Source organism: Antarctobacter sp. (assembly GCF_048262615.1).
GTDB lineage: Bacteria > Pseudomonadota > Alphaproteobacteria > Rhodobacterales > Rhodobacteraceae > Antarctobacter.
This window is the reverse complement of record NZ_JBLXFB010000008.1, coordinates 83,300-100,475: the sequence shown is the minus strand read 5'-3', so window position 1 is coordinate 100,475 and position 17,176 is coordinate 83,300. Positions and strand designations below refer to the sequence as shown.

General features: G+C 66.5%; 12 protein-coding genes. 3 read left to right on the top strand and 9 right to left on the bottom strand.

Annotated features, from left to right (window positions below; all coding sequences use genetic code 11):
• Positions 1-168 precede the first annotated feature (168 nt).
• The 3 genes from ACN0S5_RS11000 to ACN0S5_RS10990 all read right to left on the bottom strand — a co-directional run bounded on the left by ACN0S5_RS11000 (position 169) and on the right by ACN0S5_RS10990 (position 6,187).
• Positions 169-999, bottom strand: coding sequence for a class I SAM-dependent methyltransferase (locus ACN0S5_RS11000; protein ID WP_417208270.1), 831 nt, complete (start codon positions 997-999; stop codon positions 169-171).
• Positions 1,000-1,461: 462 nt separating this feature from the next.
• On the bottom strand, positions 1,462-4,806 hold the full coding sequence (locus ACN0S5_RS10995; RefSeq protein WP_417208269.1) for an Rne/Rng family ribonuclease: 3,345 nt from the start codon (positions 4,804-4,806) through the stop codon (positions 1,462-1,464).
• Positions 4,807-5,314: 508 nt separating this feature from the next.
• On the bottom strand, positions 5,315-6,187 hold the full coding sequence (locus ACN0S5_RS10990) for an NAD(P)-dependent oxidoreductase (protein WP_417208267.1): 873 nt from the start codon (positions 6,185-6,187) through the stop codon (positions 5,315-5,317).
• 102 nt (positions 6,188-6,289) lie between these two features.
• On the opposite strand from ACN0S5_RS10990, the gene ACN0S5_RS10985 reads away from it, so the two are divergent.
• Positions 6,290-8,755 (top strand): penicillin acylase family protein, encoded by a 2,466-nt coding sequence (locus ACN0S5_RS10985; RefSeq protein WP_417208265.1) that lies wholly within the window; start codon positions 6,290-6,292, stop codon positions 8,753-8,755.
• The gene (locus ACN0S5_RS10980) at positions 8,752-9,642 is read left to right on the top strand and encodes an aminoglycoside phosphotransferase family protein (protein ID WP_417208263.1); all 891 of its coding nucleotides are present in this window, start codon (positions 8,752-8,754) and stop codon (positions 9,640-9,642) included. The genes ACN0S5_RS10985 and ACN0S5_RS10980 overlap by 4 nt, the downstream gene beginning before the upstream one ends.
• Before the next feature lie 7 nt (positions 9,643-9,649).
• Here ACN0S5_RS10980 and hflX read toward each other — a convergent pair whose 3' ends face one another.
• From hflX to trkA, 4 genes are all read right to left on the bottom strand, one after another.
• Positions 9,650-10,933, bottom strand: coding sequence for a GTPase HflX (gene hflX, locus ACN0S5_RS10975; protein WP_417208261.1), 1,284 nt, complete (start codon positions 10,931-10,933; stop codon positions 9,650-9,652).
• The gene (hfq, locus tag ACN0S5_RS10970; protein ID WP_023849333.1) at positions 10,930-11,169 is read right to left on the bottom strand and encodes an RNA chaperone Hfq; all 240 of its coding nucleotides are present in this window, start codon (positions 11,167-11,169) and stop codon (positions 10,930-10,932) included. The genes hflX and hfq overlap by 4 nt, the downstream gene beginning before the upstream one ends.
• A 136-nt stretch (positions 11,170-11,305) precedes the next feature.
• On the bottom strand, positions 11,306-12,814 hold the full coding sequence (locus ACN0S5_RS10965) for a TrkH family potassium uptake protein (protein ID WP_417208258.1): 1,509 nt from the start codon (positions 12,812-12,814) through the stop codon (positions 11,306-11,308).
• 69 nt (positions 12,815-12,883) lie between these two features.
• The gene (gene trkA / locus ACN0S5_RS10960) at positions 12,884-14,260 is read right to left on the bottom strand and encodes a Trk system potassium transporter TrkA (RefSeq protein WP_417208256.1); all 1,377 of its coding nucleotides are present in this window, start codon (positions 14,258-14,260) and stop codon (positions 12,884-12,886) included.
• 125 nt (positions 14,261-14,385) lie between these two features.
• Between trkA and ACN0S5_RS10955 the strand changes: the two genes are divergently transcribed.
• Entirely contained in the window at positions 14,386-14,853 is a 468-nt protein-coding gene (locus ACN0S5_RS10955; protein WP_417208254.1) for a GNAT family N-acetyltransferase, read from the top strand.
• A 297-nt stretch (positions 14,854-15,150) separates the two neighbouring features.
• On the opposite strand, the gene ACN0S5_RS10950 is transcribed toward ACN0S5_RS10955, so the two are convergent.
• Both ACN0S5_RS10950 and ACN0S5_RS10945 read right to left on the bottom strand, forming a co-directional pair.
• Positions 15,151-15,744 carry a hypothetical protein gene (locus tag ACN0S5_RS10950; protein ID WP_417208252.1) on the bottom strand — a complete coding sequence of 198 codons (594 nt, stop codon included), beginning with the start codon at positions 15,742-15,744 and terminating at the stop codon, positions 15,151-15,153.
• Positions 15,745-15,759: 15 nt separating this feature from the next.
• Positions 15,760-17,175 (bottom strand): sigma-54-dependent transcriptional regulator, encoded by a 1,416-nt coding sequence (locus ACN0S5_RS10945; RefSeq protein WP_417208250.1) that lies wholly within the window; start codon positions 17,173-17,175, stop codon positions 15,760-15,762.
• Between the last annotated feature and the right edge of the window lies 1 nt (position 17,176).

Here is a 17,176-nt window from a genome sequence, read left to right as displayed (position 1 = left end):
CCATGTCCGGCGGCATGTGCGCGCCGATCAGACCCCAGCCCCCGGACGCGAACGCCGTTTGGGCAATGCGCGGATTGGTGCGCTGTGGTGCCCAGCACGTCGCCGGTTGCGACAAAGATGTCAGCGCCTGCCCGCCCGTGCAGCCGCCCGAAGGCCCAAGCCCGGACCCTAGCCGGGTTTGTAGCAGATGATCTGAACCGGGTGGGTTCGACCCTCCTCAATATTCCGCGCGGCATTCTGTACGATCTGCGGGGCGCGGTCGCCCAGGAGTATGTGAACGCCGAAGACCGGGGCCTGCCCCTTTGCCGCAAGTTCAATGGCGGCCCGGTAACCCTGAAGGTATTTTTCGCCGGTATCGGTGGTTTCGATGTTGATAAACCCGGCATCTTCCAGCGCCGCCACGGTATCCGCCGGGCGCATCAGATAGGCCCCGCTTCCGTCGTCTGACCAAGGCACCGGGTGGTGCGGCTCGCCCCCGTCGCCCAGCCCGTGTTCGGTCAGGGCAAAAAAGGCGCCGGGCTTCAGCACCCGGAAGGCCTCGTTGAAAAAGCCGCCGCGATCCGGCACGTTCATCGTGACATGCTGCGCGTATCCGCCATCGAAGGCGTCGTTGTCATACGGGAGCTTTTGCCCGTCGCCGTGTCGACATGTCACCGCATCCGCCATCCCGACCAGCGCACTCAGATTGTTGGCGGCGTCCACGAAGGGGGCGGTGATATCCAGACCGTCAACGTGACAAAGAAACCGCTTGGCCAGATACCGGGCAGGACCACCGAGGCCGCAGCCGATATCTACAAGCCGATCCCCGCCTTTGATCGGCAAAGCGTCCGCCAGTTCCACGGTGGCCGGAAACCCGCGCGCATGAAAATGGTCGACGGGCGCAAGCTGTTCGACGGTCACTGTCGCGGGATCAAGCCCGGCCAGAGCCATCTTTTCCAGAATGCGCGCGTATACATCGCCCTTGCCCCAATGATCTGAAATGGCCTGTGCGTTGGTCATCTTACCCCCCCCCAAATCCTTGTGCCGGATTACCACATTTTCATGAATTTCCCTAGCCTTGGGTTGCATTGGTGCTGTCCTTCCCGCGGCCCCAAACCCGACACCCCTGGCCCCCGGCGCAAACGGCCTGCCCCCCTGTCCCGCCCGCCATTGCGCGCCCCCGCCGGTCGCTATTGTCACGGCCTGCGGGGCGGTGCTGACGCTGGCGTCAAAATCCGTGACGCACCCGCGCTGGACGATGTCGCGGTTTTGCGCCCGCGCGTGAGGACGCTGTTCAGAGACCATGCCGCATGCCGCGCCTTGGCCCCGGCCACCATCCCGCCTGTCCGTGGGGGCCTGTCCGTGGGGGCCTGTCCGTGGGGGCCTGTCCGTGGGGGCCTGTCCGTGGGGGCCTGTCCCCCGTCCGTGACACAAAAAAGCCCCGCGTCGCCGCGGGGCTTTTTCAGGATCATTTGGTCCGGGTCAGCCGCCCAGTGACCACCAGCCACGGCGCTTGGGCTTGTCGTCAGCCTCTGCGGGTTCCGGGGTCTCTGCGACGGGTTCCGGGGCGGGTTCCGGTGTCGGTTCGGGCGCGGGTTCGGCGCTGGCCACCTCGACGGGGGCCGGTTCCGCCTGTGCCTCCGGTTCCGGTGTCGGCTCCGGTGTCACGTCTGGTGCCGCTTCCGGGGCCGCTTCGGTGGCCGCCTCGGCGACCGGCGTTTCGGCGGCCTCGGCGGCGGGTGCGACCGGTTGCACCGGCGTCTCGGCAATCGGTGTGCCGACCGCTGCGGCGATCACGTCCGAGGCCTTTCGCCGGGTGCGGGCGCGCTTGGGCTTTTCGTCGGTGTCCGGCGTCGTGGCCGCAACCGGCTCCGGGGCCTTTTCAGGCGCTGCCTCTGCCTGCACCTCGGGTGCGGGCGCGTCGGCAGGCTGCGCGTCGGCAACCGGAACTTCGGCAACCGGGGCCGCCTCTGCCACCGCCGGCTCTGCCGCCGGGGCCGCATCGGCGGTGTCGGTCACGGTATCGGAGGATTTGCTGCGCGACCGGCGCGACCGCGTGCGGGTCCGCTTGGGTTTGGGCGCGTCCTCTGCGGCCTCGGGGGCATCGGCCCCTTCGGCAACGTCACCGGCCGGAGCGGCCTCTGCGGTGTCCGGCTGGCGGGTGTCGTCCTCCGACCCGTCGGCCCCATTGGTGTCGCCGTTATCCCCGTTGTCGCCATTGTCCCCGTTGTCTCTGGACTTGGACTTGCGCCGACGCCGACGACGGCGCTTTTTCGGCTTGTCGTCCTCACCGGTCTCTTCCTGCTGCGGTGCGGCGGCAGGCGCGGCCTCGGGGGCCGTGGTCTCGACGATCTCGGCGTCTTCGATCTCTTCCTCGTAGTCCTCGTCCACCTGATCCATCAGCGAGGTGTCGACAGAGACCACCGGCGCGGTCGCCTCTGGCACCACACGGGTCGCGGTCTTGAACTTTTCAAGGGTGAAGTCGGGCGACACCAGATGCGGTTCCCCCTCGATCCGGACCGACATGCCATAGCGTGTCTCGATCTGGAGGATGTGTTCGCGTTTCTGGTTCATCAGGTAGTTGGCGATGCTGACCGGGCATTTCACCAGCACCTCGCGCGAGCGGCGGCGCACGCCTTCTTCCTCGATCTGGCGCAGCACCTGCAACGACAGGTTGTCGTCCGAGCGGATCAGCCCGGTGCCGTGGCAGGCCGGGCATGGCTGTGTCGTCGCCTCGATCATGCCGGGGCGCAGACGCTGGCGCGACATTTCCAGCAGGCCAAAGCCCGAGATGCGGCCCACCTGAATGCGCGCGCGGTCGGTTTTCAGCTTGTCTTTCAGCTTTTTCTCGACGGCGGCGTTGTTCTTGCGCTCATCCATATCGATGAAGTCGATGACGATCAGCCCGGCAAGGTCGCGCAGACGCAACTGGCGGGCCACCTCTTCGGCGGCTTCAAGGTTGGTCTTGGTGGCGGTTTCCTCGATCGAGCCCTCTTTGGTGGCGCGGCCAGAGTTGACGTCGATGGCCACCAGCGCCTCTGTCACGCCGATCACGATGTAACCGCCGGATTTCAGCTGCACGGTCGGGTTGAACATGCCGCCAAGGTAGGATTCGACCTGAAAGCGCGCGAAGAGCGGCATCTGGTCGTGGTAGTGCTGCACGTTCTTGGCGTGGGACGGCATGATCATCTTCATGAAGTCCTTGGCCACGCGGTAGCCGCGCTCCCCCTCGACCAGAACCTCGTCGATTTCGCGGCTGTAGAGGTCGCGGATCGAGCGTTTGATCAGGTCGCCCTCTTCGTAGATCTTGGCGGGGGCGATGGATTTCAGCGTCAACTCGCGGATCTGTTCCCACAGGCGCTGAAGGTATTCGTAGTCGCGCTTGATCTCTGTCTTGGTGCGCTTGGCCCCTGCGGTGCGGATAATCAGACCGGCGCCCTTGGGGACGTCGATGCTGTTGGCGATTTCCTTGAGCTTGGAGCGGTCGGCGGCGTTGGTGATCTTGCGGCTGATGCCGCCGCCGCGCGCGGTGTTGGGCATCAGGACGCAGTAGCGACCGGCAAGGCTGAGGTAGGTGGTCAGGGCCGCGCCCTTGTTGCCGCGCTCTTCCTTGACGACCTGCACCAGCATGATCTGGCGGACCTTGATGACTTCCTGAATCTTGTAGCGGCGCGCGCGGGGTTTGCGGACCGGGCGGATGTCTTCTTCGGTGTCGTCGTCAGCGACGGATTCGATCGAGGCATCGCGGGCGGCGGCGTCATCCTGCGCGTCGTCCTCGTCTTCGTCGCTGTCGTCGCGGGCGGTGTCGTCCACCTCGGCTTCGGCCTCGTCGGGCGTGGCCACGGGGGTCGCGGCCTCGGCCTGAACCGGCGCAGGGTCCGCGGTCGGTGCGGGGGCTTCGGCAGCGGGGGCCGGGGTCGCCGGGGCATCGGCGCCTTGCGGCTCTTGCGAGACCACGGCGGCCTCATCCTTGGTGCCTTCGGCGATGGGACGCGGCGGGGTGTCGGAGGTGTCCGGCGTGTCGTCGTCGGCGGCCGGGGCCTCTGCGGTGTCGACCGGGTCCGTATCGACCGGGGCGGCTTCCTCTGCCGCGGGCATCGGCGTCAGTTCGCCCTCGGGGGCCGCTTCGGCCACGGGAGCGTCGGCCACGGGAGCGTCGGCCACGGGCGCTGCCTCGGGGGCGGCGTCCTTGGGGGCCTCGGCGGGGGCCTCTGCGGTTTCGACCGGAGCCTCGGGCGCGGCGGCGGGGGCCGCCTCTGCGGTGTCCTGCGCAGACTCCTGCGGCTCTTCGACCGGGGTTTCGTGCACGGTTTCCATCGGCGACAGCCCCTCACCCGGCGCGCCGGATTCAAGGTCATCGTCGAGGTCGATGGTTTCCATACCGCTGATTTCACGTGGCTTTTGTTCTGCCGCAGCCTCGGCCACGACAGGCGTGTCGGTGTTTTCAGACGGCTTGGTCTCGGACGGCTTGGCGGTCCGCTTGCGCGAGCGCGAGCGGGACTTCTTGGGCTTGTCCTCTTCTTCGGCGGCAGCCTTCGCAGCCTCTTCTTCCTCTGCCATCAGCGCCTGACGGTCGGCGATGGGGATCTGGTAGTAGTCGGGGTGGATTTCCGAGAACGCCAGAAAGCCGTGGCGGTTGCCGCCGTAATCGACAAACGCCGCCTGCAACGAGGGTTCGACCCGCGTAACCTTGGCTAGATAGATGTTGCCGGCGAGCTGCCGCTTGTTTTCAGATTCAAAATCGAATTCCTCGACCTTGTTGCCGTCCACCACCACAACGCGGGTCTCTTCCGCGTGGGTGGCGTCGATGAGCATTTTCTTAGCCATATTATCCGTTTGCACGGCGCACGCCTCCGGGGCCCAGGTGGGGCCCCGGAGGTTGCGGCGTGTCTTGTCTGGGCGAGATGGTGCGCGACGGCATGGCGGGAGCCTCTGGTCCCTGCCTCATGCCTGATGTCATTCGCGCGCTTCATCGCGGTTCTTCTCCGACGCGCGTCTTCGGCAAGTGATCCGAAGCGGCGCCCATTCATTGCGCCCGTCGCATGTCGCGGTCCGGGCAGGTCTTTGGCCTTGCGGCCCGATCGGTCTGTCCGGGTCCGGATTGTCAGGGTCCACGGTCAGCGAAACTTTTCGGCGCGGGTCAATATACACACGCTGCCTGACCGCTAACATAAGGCGAGGAAATGGGCAAAGACAATAGGCCTTCTCAGGCCGGAGCGGAACGCAAAGGTATAAGACGCGAAAATGGGCGGTCCCGAGGGCCTGACGTGGCGTCGCGCCAGACAAGGCTAAATGCGCCGCGCCGCCGATCCCGGCGACGCGGCAATAGCCTGTGTCAGCCCATGGCGCGCAGGCGCTTGATCAGCGCGGAGGTGTCCCAGCGCCCGCCGCCCAGTTTCTGCACATCCTTGTAAAACTGGTCCACAAGCGCCGTGACCGGCAGCGAGGCCCCCACCTCATCCGCCGTGCGCAGGCAGATGTTCAGGTCCTTGCGCATCCAGTCGACGGCAAAGCCGTGTTCGAACTCATCGGCTATCATGGTCTTGTAGCGGTTGACCATCTGCCACGATCCGGCAGCACCACCACCGATCACATCGACCACCGCCGCGCCGTCCAAACCCGCCTTTTCGGCAAAGTGCAGTCCCTCTGACAGGCCCTGCACCAGACCGGCGATGCAGATCTGGTTGACCATCTTGGTCAACTGGCCTGCGCCCGACTCACCCAGACGGCGGCACATCTTGGCATAGGACATGATCACCGGCTCTGCGGCGTCATAGACCGGCGCATCGCCGCCGCACATGATCACAAGCTGGCCGTTTTCCGCCCCCGCCTGACCGCCGGAGACAGGCGCATCGACAAACGACAGGCCACGCGCCTTGGCGTCGGCATAAAGTTCCGCCGTCACCTGCGCCGACACGGTGGTGTGATCCACAAAGGTGGTCCCCTGCCCCATGCCCGCAAAAGCGCCGTCTTCGCCGGTGCAGACACCGCGCAGATCGTCGTCATTGCCAACGCAGGCCATGACGAATTCGGCCCCCTCTGCCGCCTCACGCGGGGTGGCGGCATGGGCGCCGCCGTGTTCGGCCACCCATTTTTCGGCCTTGGCGGCGGTGCGGTTGTAGACGGTGACGTCGTGCCCGGCCTTGGCCAGATAGCCCGCCATGGGGTAGCCCATCACGCCCAGACCCAGAAATGCGACTTTTGCCATTGTTCTCTCCCTCGTCGGTCCAGCCCGCCCGCCCTTGGCAAGCACGGGCTGGCAAGTTAATCCCGGTGCGATCTGACCTACCCCATGTGGACGGAGAGGGAAATGGCGCACGTATTCCGATGGCTTCTGCGGCTGGCGACCCTTGCCGTCGCCCTGATCGTCATCGGCGGAATGCTCACCTACTACCTCGCCTCGCGGTCGCTGCCCGACTACGACAAGACGCTGTCGGTGTCGGGCATCACCGCCGATATCGAGATCGTGCGCGACAATTCGGCGGTGCCGCATATCATGGCGCTGTCGGACCGGGATGCGTTTTTCGGGCTGGGCTATGCCCATGCGCAGGACCGGCTGTGGCAAATGATGGTGCTGCGGCGCACCGCGCAGGGGCGTTTGTCCGAGATCTTTGGCCGCCGGACCTTGCGCACCGACACGCTGCTGCGGCGGCTGGACATCTACAGCGCGGCCAAAGCCTCTGTCGCGCATCAGGACGCGCGCACGCTGGACGCGCTGGAGGCCTATGCCGCCGGGATCAACGCCCGCATCGGTGAGATCAACATGCAAAGTCTGGGGCGCGGCGCGCCCGAGTTTTTCCTGTTCGAGGCCGAGATCGCGCCATGGCAACCGGCGGATTCGCTGGCGATCATCAAGCTGATGGCGCTGCAACTGTCGGGCCATATCGGCGATGAGGTGCTGCGGGCGCGGACCTCGCTGCTGCTGGGCGATGAGGCGCGGCTGTCCGACATCCTGCCCGACATGCCCGGCTCTGGCGTGGCGGCGCTGCCGCAGGTTGCGCAACTGATGCCCGGTGCCGGCACGCAGCACGCGCAGGCGCGGCCCGTTGGCGGGGATTTCCTGTGGCCGGTGCCGCGGCGCGGTCTGGCGGGGGCGTCCAACGTCTGGGCGGCGGCGGCGGAGCGTTCCGCCTCACGCGGGACATTGCTGGCCAATGACCCGCATCTGGGGTTCACCGCGCCGTCGATCTGGTATCTGGCGCGGCTGGAGCTGCAATCGGGCGGCGTGATCGGCGCGTCGATCCCCGGCATTCCGGCGCTGATGGTGGGCCGGTCGCGGGCGCTGGCATGGGGGATCACCTCGTCCTATCTGGACGATCAGGACCTGTATTTCGAAGAGATCAACCCCGACAACCGCGACGAATACCGCACGCCGGACGGGTTCAAACCCTTTGAGAGGCGGCAATCCATCATCCGCATCAAGGATGAGCCGCCGGTCACGCTGACCCTGCTGTGGACGGACAATGGCCCGGTGCTGCCGTCGTCGCAGTTCGATCTGGACAGGATCACGCCGCCCGGCCATCTGGTGACGCTGTCGTGGACCGCATTGTCGGATGAGGACACCTCGGCCTCGGCTGCCGTGGGGCTGATGATGGCGGGATCGGTGGAAGAGGGATTGCAGGTCTCGCGGCTGTATGTGGCGCCCTCGCAGAACCTGACGCTGATCGACGCCGACACCGTCGCGATGAAGCTGGTCGGCGCGATGCCGCGCCGCGACCCCGCGCACGAAAGCCTTGGCCGCCTGCCGTCACGCGGCTGGATCGCCAGCAACCGCTGGGACGGCTATCTGCCCTATTCGTCGAACCCCGAGTTCCTTGCCCCCGAGGGCGGGATTGTCGGCAATACCAACAACAAGATGATCGACCGTCCGTTCCCCAACCATGTCAGTTTCGACTGGGGCGACAGCCAACGGGTGCAACGCTGGACCACCGTCATGCAGGGCCGCAAGGTCCACACCCGCGACAGTTTCATCGAGGCGCAGCTGGACACCGTGTCGCCCGCCGCGCGCACGCTGTTGCCGCTGATCGGGCGCGATCTGTGGTTCACCGGAGAGGCGGCGGCACGGGGCACGCCCGCGCGGCAGCGCCAGCGCGCGCTGGCGCTGCTGGCCGACTGGAACGGCGAGATGAACGAACATCTGCCAGAGCCGTTGATCTATGCCGCATGGCTGCGGGCCTTGCAGGACCGGCTGATCCGCGACGACCTTGGCCCGCTGGCCGATGACTTCGACCATGTGGAACCGCTGTTCATCGAGCGGGTGTTCCGCGACGTGGACGGGGCCAGCGTCTGGTGCGACGTAATCCGCTCTGCCGTGGTGGAAACCTGTAGCGACATCGCCCGGCTGGCGCTGGGCGATGCGCTGATCTGGATCGACGAAGAGTTCGGCAGTTCGCTGGAATCGCTGCGCTGGGGCGATGCCCATGCCGCCACGCACCGGCACCCGGTGCTGGGCGAGGTGCCGATCCTGCGCTATTTCGTGAACATCCGGCAGGAAACCTCGGGCGGCGACCACACGCTGATGCGGGGGCGCACGTCCGGGCAGGACCCCGACCCCTTTGCCAATGTGCACGGCGCGGGCTATCGCGGGGTCTATGATTTCGCCGATCCCGACAGTTCGGTCTTTGTCTCGGCCACCGGGCAATCGGGGCATCCGCTGTCGCGGCATTACGACGATCTGGGGCAGTTGTGGCGGCGCGGCGAGTATCTGCCGATGTCGCTGGACATCGGGCTTGCGCGCGCCGCCTCTGTCGGAATCACGCGTCTGGTCAAGCCATGAGCCTGACCGCCGGGGCCGCACGGGCCCTGGCGATCGAGGCGCTGGCGCGCCATGGCGGCGGGTCAGAGCCGCGCGCCGCACGGGCCGGGGGCGGCGCGGCGCATCTGTTTGCGGCCAATGGCCCCGAGGGGCCGATCCTGATCAAGGTCTGGGCCGATGCGGACCGCGCCACGCGACAGGTCCGGCGTCAGAGACAGGTGGCGCGGGCAATGAAGGACGGGCCTTGCCGCGCGCCGGGGGTGGTGTTCTTTGATGAGGCCTGTCGGGCGATGGCCATGCCAAGGATCGACGGCACGGACCTTGCCGCACTTTGGCGGGATCGCCGTGCGGAGGTGCCCGATCTCGCCGGGCGCTGGCTGGGCACCTATCACGGATTGACCCTGCGCCCCTGCCCCTTTGACCCCACGGGGCAGGTGAACTGGCTGTCGCGGCTGATCGAGGCGGTGTTGACCGGGCAACGCCCCATCCCCGACCCGGACGGTTTCGCCAAGGCCGCGCGGGGGGTGCAGGCGATGGCGGGTGACGTCACCGGGCGTGCCGCGACCCGCGCGGTCACCCATCGCGACATGACGCTTTCAAACCTGATGCTGGACCGGGACGGCACGATCTGGGGCTTGGATTTCGAGAACCGGCGCGAAGATGAGCCGCTGCGCGATGTCTTTACGCTGGCGCTGGACCTGATGACGCAGCACGACGGCGACGACGCTGTTGCACGACTGGTGCAGAGCTATGGCGCAGAGGGGACGGACCCCGCCGTCCGGCTGTTCCTGCAAGGCTGTTTCTGCCTCTGGGTCTGGGCGAACACGCCCGTCACCCCGTCCGCCCGTCAGTTGCGCAGATGGGGGGTGGCGGACGACCTGTTGCGCCGCGACAGGCCGGTGATCTGAGGCAGGCTCAGTCCTTGTCCATCGCCTCGAACCGGGCGCGGTCGCGGGCGGACCATTTGACGGCGATGTGAAAGCCGTCCTCTTCCTGACGCTCGTCCTCGACCAGAGACTTTTCGAACAGCCACGCGCGTTTGCGCCCCTCGTCAAAGCCCAACACCAGATCGTCATGCAGCCGTTCGCCGTCCAACGCGGCGGTCACCGCCTCAAGGAAACTGGGCAGCCCCTCGCCCGTCAGGGCCGAAACCGCAAAGACCGCAGGATCGCGCGCGGCGCGCTGGCGCACCGCCTCGACCTCTTCGGGCTCCAGCCGGTCGAGTTTGTTCCAAAGCTCCAACTGGGTGGTTTCATCGTCCACCCCAAGGCTTTCGAGGATGGTGCGCACGTCCTTGGCCTGCTCCTCCGACTCGGGGTGCGAGATGTCGCGCACATGCACCACCACATCTGCGGCCAGCACCTCTTCGAGGGTGGCGCGGAAGGCGGCGACCAGTTCGGTCGGCAGATCAGAGATGAAACCAACGGTGTCGGACAGGATCACATCCGCCCCGGTGGGCAGGCGCACGGCGCGCATGGTCGGGTCCAGCGTGGCAAAGAGCATGTCCTTGGCCATCACATCCGCGCCGGTCAACCGATTGAACAGCGTGGATTTTCCGGCGTTGGTATAGCCCACCAGCGCGACAATCGGGTAAGGCACCTTGGCCCGTGCCTTGCGGTGCAGTTCGCGGGTGCGGACCACCTTGTCCAACTGGCGGCGCAGGCGCACCAGTTGTTCGTCGATGGCGCGTCTGTCCGCCTCGATCTGGGTCTCGCCGGGGCCGCCGACAAAGCCCAATCCGCCGCGCTGGCGTTCAAGGTGGGTCCAGGCCCGCACAAGCCGGGTGCGCTGATAGCTGAGATGCGCCATCTCGACCTGCAACACCCCTTCGCGGGTGGCCGCCCGGTCCGAGAAAATCTCTAGAATAAGCCCGGTCCGGTCGAGCAGTTTGACCTTCCACGTCTTTTCAAGATTGCGCTGCTGCACCGGCGTCACCGGGCCGTCGACCAGCACCAGTTCGATGTCCTGCGCCTCGAACAGAGCGCGCAGTTCCTCGATCTTGCCGGTGCCGAACAGCGCGCCCGCATGGGGGCGCGGCAGCGGCACGATTGTATCGCCCACGACCTCCAGCCCCGGCAAGGCATGTGCCAGCGACACAGCCTCATCCAAGGCCATCCGGGCGTTACGCCGGTCCTTGTCGTTCTTGATATCGGGATGCAGGACCCAAGCGCGGGTCACAGGCGAGGCGTGTTCCTTCACGCGTCCCCTTCGCCGTCATACAGATTGATCGGCTGGCTGGGCATGATGGTCGAGATTGCGTGCTTGTAGACAAGCTGCGACTGCCCGTCGCGGCGCAACAGGACGCAGAAATTGTCGAACCAGGTGATAACACCTTGCAGTTTGACCCCGTTGATCAGGAAGACCGTCACCGGAACCTTGGTCTTGCGAACGTGATTAAGAAATGCGTCCTGCAGGTTCTGTCTGTCAGAAGCCATTGAATTGCCTTTATTCTTGCCGTGCCCGCGCGCCGGGCCGCCCTCGTTTTGCCAAGTATGGTATGCCCGCGCGGGAGTTTCCAGCCGAAAATCCCGGAATCCGGCAGGCGCTGGTCCGACTCATGTGTTCGCGCAACTAGTCACGCCACAGGTCCGGGCTGATCATGACGATGATCGCAAGCAATTCCAGCCGCCCCAGCACCATCGCCCCGCAGAGGATCAACTGCGCGTCCCAGCGCATCGCGGCAAGGTCGATGGGCGCAGCCGAGGCGGTGCCGATCAGCGGGCCGGTGTTGGACAGCGTGGCGATGGTCAGCACGATGGCGCGTTCGAAATCGACTCCGTAAAGGCCAAGCACCATGGTCAGACCTGCCAGCGTGATAGCGAAGAACATGAAAAAGACCCAAGCGATAAAGGCCCCCTCACGGCGAATCCTGCGGCCCATCGGCCCGGCGCGCCCGACCGAGTGGGGATGAACCAGCCGCTCGATCTCGCGCTTGCCGTTGAGGTACAGCGCGTAGACGCGCATCAGCTTGACCCCGCCCGCCGTGGTCGCCACGCCGCCGCCGACCAGCGCCAGCCCCATCAGGATGATCCCCGGCGTCGGCAGGCCGGACCAGTCCTGCGCCGTCGCCCAGTCGCCGCTGACAAAACCGGTGGTGGTCAGGAAGGAGGCGGCGGTGAACAGCCCGCCCCAGAGCGCGCGCAGCCCCGCCACCCAGTTCTGCTCCTCGCCCACCTCAAAAGAGGCCACCCAGTGGCGCAGGAACAGCAGCAAGGGCACCGCAACCACGATGATCACGCCCAGCCGGAACTCGGGATCGAAGTACAGCCCCCGCTCTTGCCGGGTGTCGGTCGAAAAGGTCATCCGCGACAGGGCGAAAAAGAAGAAACAGAACAGCACCATCTCGCCGCCCAGCCCGCTGGGCGCGCCCCCCAGCCCCGACAGCGGCGTGATCCCGGAGGTCGACATGACCGACATCGCGTGGCTCAGCGCCACCAGCGGCGGGTCGCCCGCCACCAGCAGCATCACCGTCAGCGCCAGCGTCAGCCCGGCATAGATCGGAAACAGCGTCTCGGCGCTGCGCATCAGGCGCTGGCTGGGGGCGGTGGGACCGGAATTCATCGACCCCTCGGCCATGGACTGGCCCGGCTCGCCGCTGGCGGTCACTTCAAAGCCCCCCAGCGCCAAGGGGGCCAAGATGGCAGAGGCGGCGATCCACATCACCAGCCCGCCCATCCAGCCCACCTGCACCCGCCACAGATGCTCCGGCCCCGACAGCCGGGCGGCATCAAATAGCGTCGCCCCGGTGGTGGTGAAACAGGACACCATCTCGAAGTAGGCGCTGCCAAAACCGGTGGTGCGCACCGCCTCGTGGAAAGGCACCGCAAACATCAACGGCAGAAACACAAAGCCCGCCGCCAGCGCCACCAACTGCCGCAGCGCGCTGTCGTTGTGGCGCTGGTTCCCCAGCGCCAGCGCCACCAGCCCGGTCAGGATCAGCCCCAGCAAAGCGCCATAGAAAAAGGTCCGCGCGTCGTGGAAATCCTCGATGGCATAGGCAAAGGCCGCCGGTAAAAACATCGAGGCCGCGCCCAGCCCGGTCATCAGCAGAAACAGCGGCATGCGGGCGATGGCAGTCATCCGGCCCTCCCCGTTCTGGCGGTCGGTCGCGGGCAGGCGATCACAGAGGTCATCGGCCCGGACATGTGCCTAGAAGAAGTCAATCGAGACCTGCAACAGACGCTCGACCTCTGGCACGTCCCCGGTCAGGGCAAAGATCACGATCTGGTCGCCTTCCTCGATCCGCAGGGTGCCGGTCGGCTTGACCACCTTGTCGCCCTTGCGCACCGCGCCCACCAGCACGCCCTCGGGGAAATCGATCTCGCGGATCAGGCTGCCCGCGATGGGCGAGGTCGACATCACCTCGGCCTCGATCACCTCGGCCTCGGCGTCGCCGATGGAATAGACCTGACTGACGCGGCCATGGCGGATGTGGCGCAGGATCGAACTGACGGTGGTCGAGCGCGGGTTGATATAGGCGTCGATCCCCAAAGGCTCCATCAGCGGCACCAGCGTGGGGTCGTTGATCAGCGCAATCACCATCGGGCAACCGGCGGCCTTGGCGCGCACCGCGGCCAGCAGGTTGACCTTGTCGTCATCGGTCACACAAAGCGCCGCATCGGCCCGCGCCACACCGGCCTCCACCAGCAGAGCGGCATCCAGCCCGTCACCGTGCAGCACGATGGTGCGTTCCAACTCCTCGGCGGCGCGTTCGGCGTTCTTGCGATTGCGCTCGATCATCTTGGCGCGGATGCGGGTCTTGCCCATCTCCAGCGCGCGCGCCACCGACAGGCCGACATTGCCGCCGCCAACGATCACCACCCGCTCCTGCTTGCGGTGCGCCTTGCCGAAAATCTCCATGGTGCGCTGCACGTCTTCGGAATGCACCATGACATAACAACTGTCGCCCACGAACAGCTGGTCGCCGGATTCCGGGGCAAACAGCTGCCCCTCGCGGCGCACCCCCACCACCACCGAGCGCAGCGTCGAAAAGAGATCGGTCAACTGCCGCAGCGGCGTGTTCACGATCGGACAGCCCTCATCGATCGACAGGCCCATAAGCTGGGTCTTGCCATCCAGAAAGGTCTCTGTGTCAAAGGCCGCAGGCGCGGCCAGCCGCTGCAAGGCCGCCTCGGCGACCTCGCGCTCGGGGCTGATCACCACGTCGATGGGCAGGTGATCGCGCCGGTACAGATCCGAATAAATCGCCGTCAGGTAACTTTCGGCGCGCAGGCGGGCAATCTTGCGCGGCACGGCAAAGACCGAATGCGCCACCTGACAGGTCACCATGTTGACCTCGTCGGAATAGGTGGCGGCAATCACCATGTCGGCGTCGCGCGCCCCGGCCTTCTCCAGCACATCCGGGTATGAGGCGAACCCGGCGATGCCCTGCACATCCAGCGTATCGGTGGCGCGGCGCACGAGGTCGGGGTTGTTGTCCACAACCGTGACGTCGTTGCGCTCTCCGGCAAGATGGCGGGCGATCTGCCAGCCGACCTGCCCTGCCCCGCAAATGATGACCTTCATGCGTTCCTGAGCCCGCTCATGCGCCGTCTCCCGGCGGTTGAGCCTATCGCTTCGCATGGGCAAAGAGCGCCGTCAACGGGCAGCCGGGTCTTGCAGCGCCGCCCCGGACCGCACAGACTTGCGCCATGACCCGGTTTTGTCCCGTCACCCGCGCCTGCCTGCGCCCGCTTTGCGCGCTGGAGGTCCACCCCGCACAGCGCGACTTTGTCGCGCCAAGCGCCGTGACCATCGCGCAACAGGCCTATGAGCCGGGCAGCACGATTCTGGGCCTCTGGGAGGGCGACACAGCGGTCGGGCTGATGTCGATGATCCATTTCGGCCTGCCAGAGGCGGCACCGGACCCCGACAGCGGCATCTCTCCCGACATGTTCTACCTCTGGCGGTTGATCATCGACAAAGACCATCAGGGCAAAGGCCACGGACAGGCCGCCCTGCACCGGTTTCTCGACCTCGCCCGCGCCTCCGGGCAGGGCCGCGCGGCGCTCAGCGTGGTCGACGCCCCCGCCTCGGCCCTGCCGCTCTACCAAAGACACGGCTTCAGACGCACCGGCCATACCTCCAACGGTGAGGCCCTCATGGCGCGCGCCCTCTGATCCCACAATCGGTCGCGCCTGTTCCCCGGAGCCATCTCTCGCTTGATGCCGAAAAGAGCCGGACGTCAGGGCCGCGCAAGGGGGCGCAGCCCCGCGCTTGCGCGGCCTGCCCTTGCGCGGCGCTGGCGGCTGGCTCAGGCAGCAATAAAGCGAGCGATGGCTCCGGGGAACAGGCGCCGTGTTCACGGGTGAATCGCGAAGCGGAAAACGCGCCGCAAGGCGCGACTCGACGGGGCTGGCGGGCGGGCGATGTTGCGGCCCCTTGGGGCCGCGACGAGTCCCGTCCGACAGCCGCGTCTAAAATCCGTCCCGCCGTGCCCGGCGGTCGCGTTTCATGGCAAAGACCTCGGCGCGGGGCACCCAGCGGTATTTCGGATCGTCGACAACCGGCCCGAACCACAGCCGCCCCTGCCCCTGCCGCCATGGGTCCAGCACCAGCCCGGTCTCCATCGGCGCGCCGCGGGTCGAAACGATCACCGTCGAATGCTCGATCCTGATGCTGTCGGCATTGGCAATGGCGCGGTGCAGGCTCAGGCTTTGCAGTTGCTCCTGCCGCAGCCGCACCTCCAGATCTTCGGCCCAGTGTTTGCACAGCCCGCGCGGTTTCACCCCGGTATTGACCTTGATGTTGTGTACCAGCGGCGGGTCCACCACGTCCCACGCGCGCGCCCAGACCAGCGGTTCATTCACCGCGATCCGCGCCACGGCGGCGGCCTCGTCGGGGGCCACATCCGGTCCCAGCGCCAGAACCGCCCGTTCCACCGCCGCGATCTTGTCAGCGCGGCCCGACGGGCTGGCGGCAAACGACCGCGCCGGTTCCCGTGCCGGGGCCGCGCAGCCCGCCAGCGCCAGACCGCCCATTACCAATGCCGCGCGTCGCGTCACATGCATCCCGCGCCCTCCGCGTCAGGTCGCTTCGGAAAAGCTGCCGTCCACCCGCGCCACCCGCGCGCCGGATTTGGCCGAGGTCACAACCCCCAGCGACTTCAGCTTGCGGTGCAGGGCAGAGCGTTCCATCCCCACAAACGACGCGGTGCGAGAGATATTGCCGCCAAAGCGGTTGATCTGGGTCAGCAGGTATTCGCGCTCGAACGCCTCGCGCGCCTCGCGCAGCGGCAGGGTGGCCAGCGTGCCGGACAGCACCACGCGGTCCTCCGCCCCCTCGCCCGGCGTGCTTTCCTGCGGCAGTTCACGGGCCTCGATGGGGCCGGTGCCATCGCCAAGGATCAGCACCCGCTCCACAAGGTTCTTGAGCTGGCGCACGTTGCCGGGCCAGGTCATCGTCTGCATCAGCGCCACCGCCTCTTCGGTCATCTGGCGCAGCGGCAGGCCCTGCGCGCGGTTGCACTGTTCGATGAAATGATCCGCCAGCACCGGGATGTCCTCGCGCCGTTCGGCAAGGGAGGGCACGGCGATCGGCACCACGTTCAGCCGGTGATACAGTTCCTCGCGGAACCGCCCGGCGGCAATCTCGCTCTGCAAGTCGCGGTTGGTCGATGAGATCACCCGCAGGTCGACGCGCACCTTGTCGTTGCCGCCGACGCGGGTGAACTGCTGGTCGACAAGCACGCGCAGGATCTTGGACTGGGTGCCGTTGGGCATGTCGGCGACCTCGTCGAAATAGATCACCCCGCCGTGCGCCTGTTCCAGCAGCCCCGGTTCGACCCCGCGCTTCGCGGTTTCGCGGCCAAAGAGCATGGCCTCCATCATGTCGGGTTCCACCCCGGCGCAGTTGACGGTGACAAACGGCGCCTTGGCGCGGTTCGACTGGGCATGGACATAGCGCGCGGCCACTTCCTTGCCCGCGCCCGCCGGGCCGGTCAGCATCACCCGACCGTTTGATTTGGTCACCTTGTCCAACTGGCTGATCAGCGCCCGGAAGGCGGCGCTGTCACCGATCATCTCGGCGGATTTCACCTCCCCGCGCTTGAGCTGCTGGTTCTCGCGGCGCAAGAGCGAGGTTTCCATCGCGCGGCGGATCACCACCAGAAGCTGGTCGATGTTGAACGGCTTTTCGATAAAGTCGTAGGCTCCCTGCTTGATCGCCGCCACGGCGATCTCGATGTTGCCATGACCGGAAATGATCACCACGGGGATGTCTGGGTTGTCCCGTTTGACGGTCTTGAGAATGTCGATCCCGTCCATCTTGCTGTCTTTCAGCCAGATATCGAGGATCAGCAGCGCGGGTGGTTCGGCGTTGATTTCGGTCATCGCCTCCTGGCTGTTGGCGGCCAGCCGGGTCGCAAACCCCTCGTCCTCAAGGATATCCCCGATCAACTCGCGGATATCGCGCTCGTCGTCGACAATCAGGATGTCACTCATG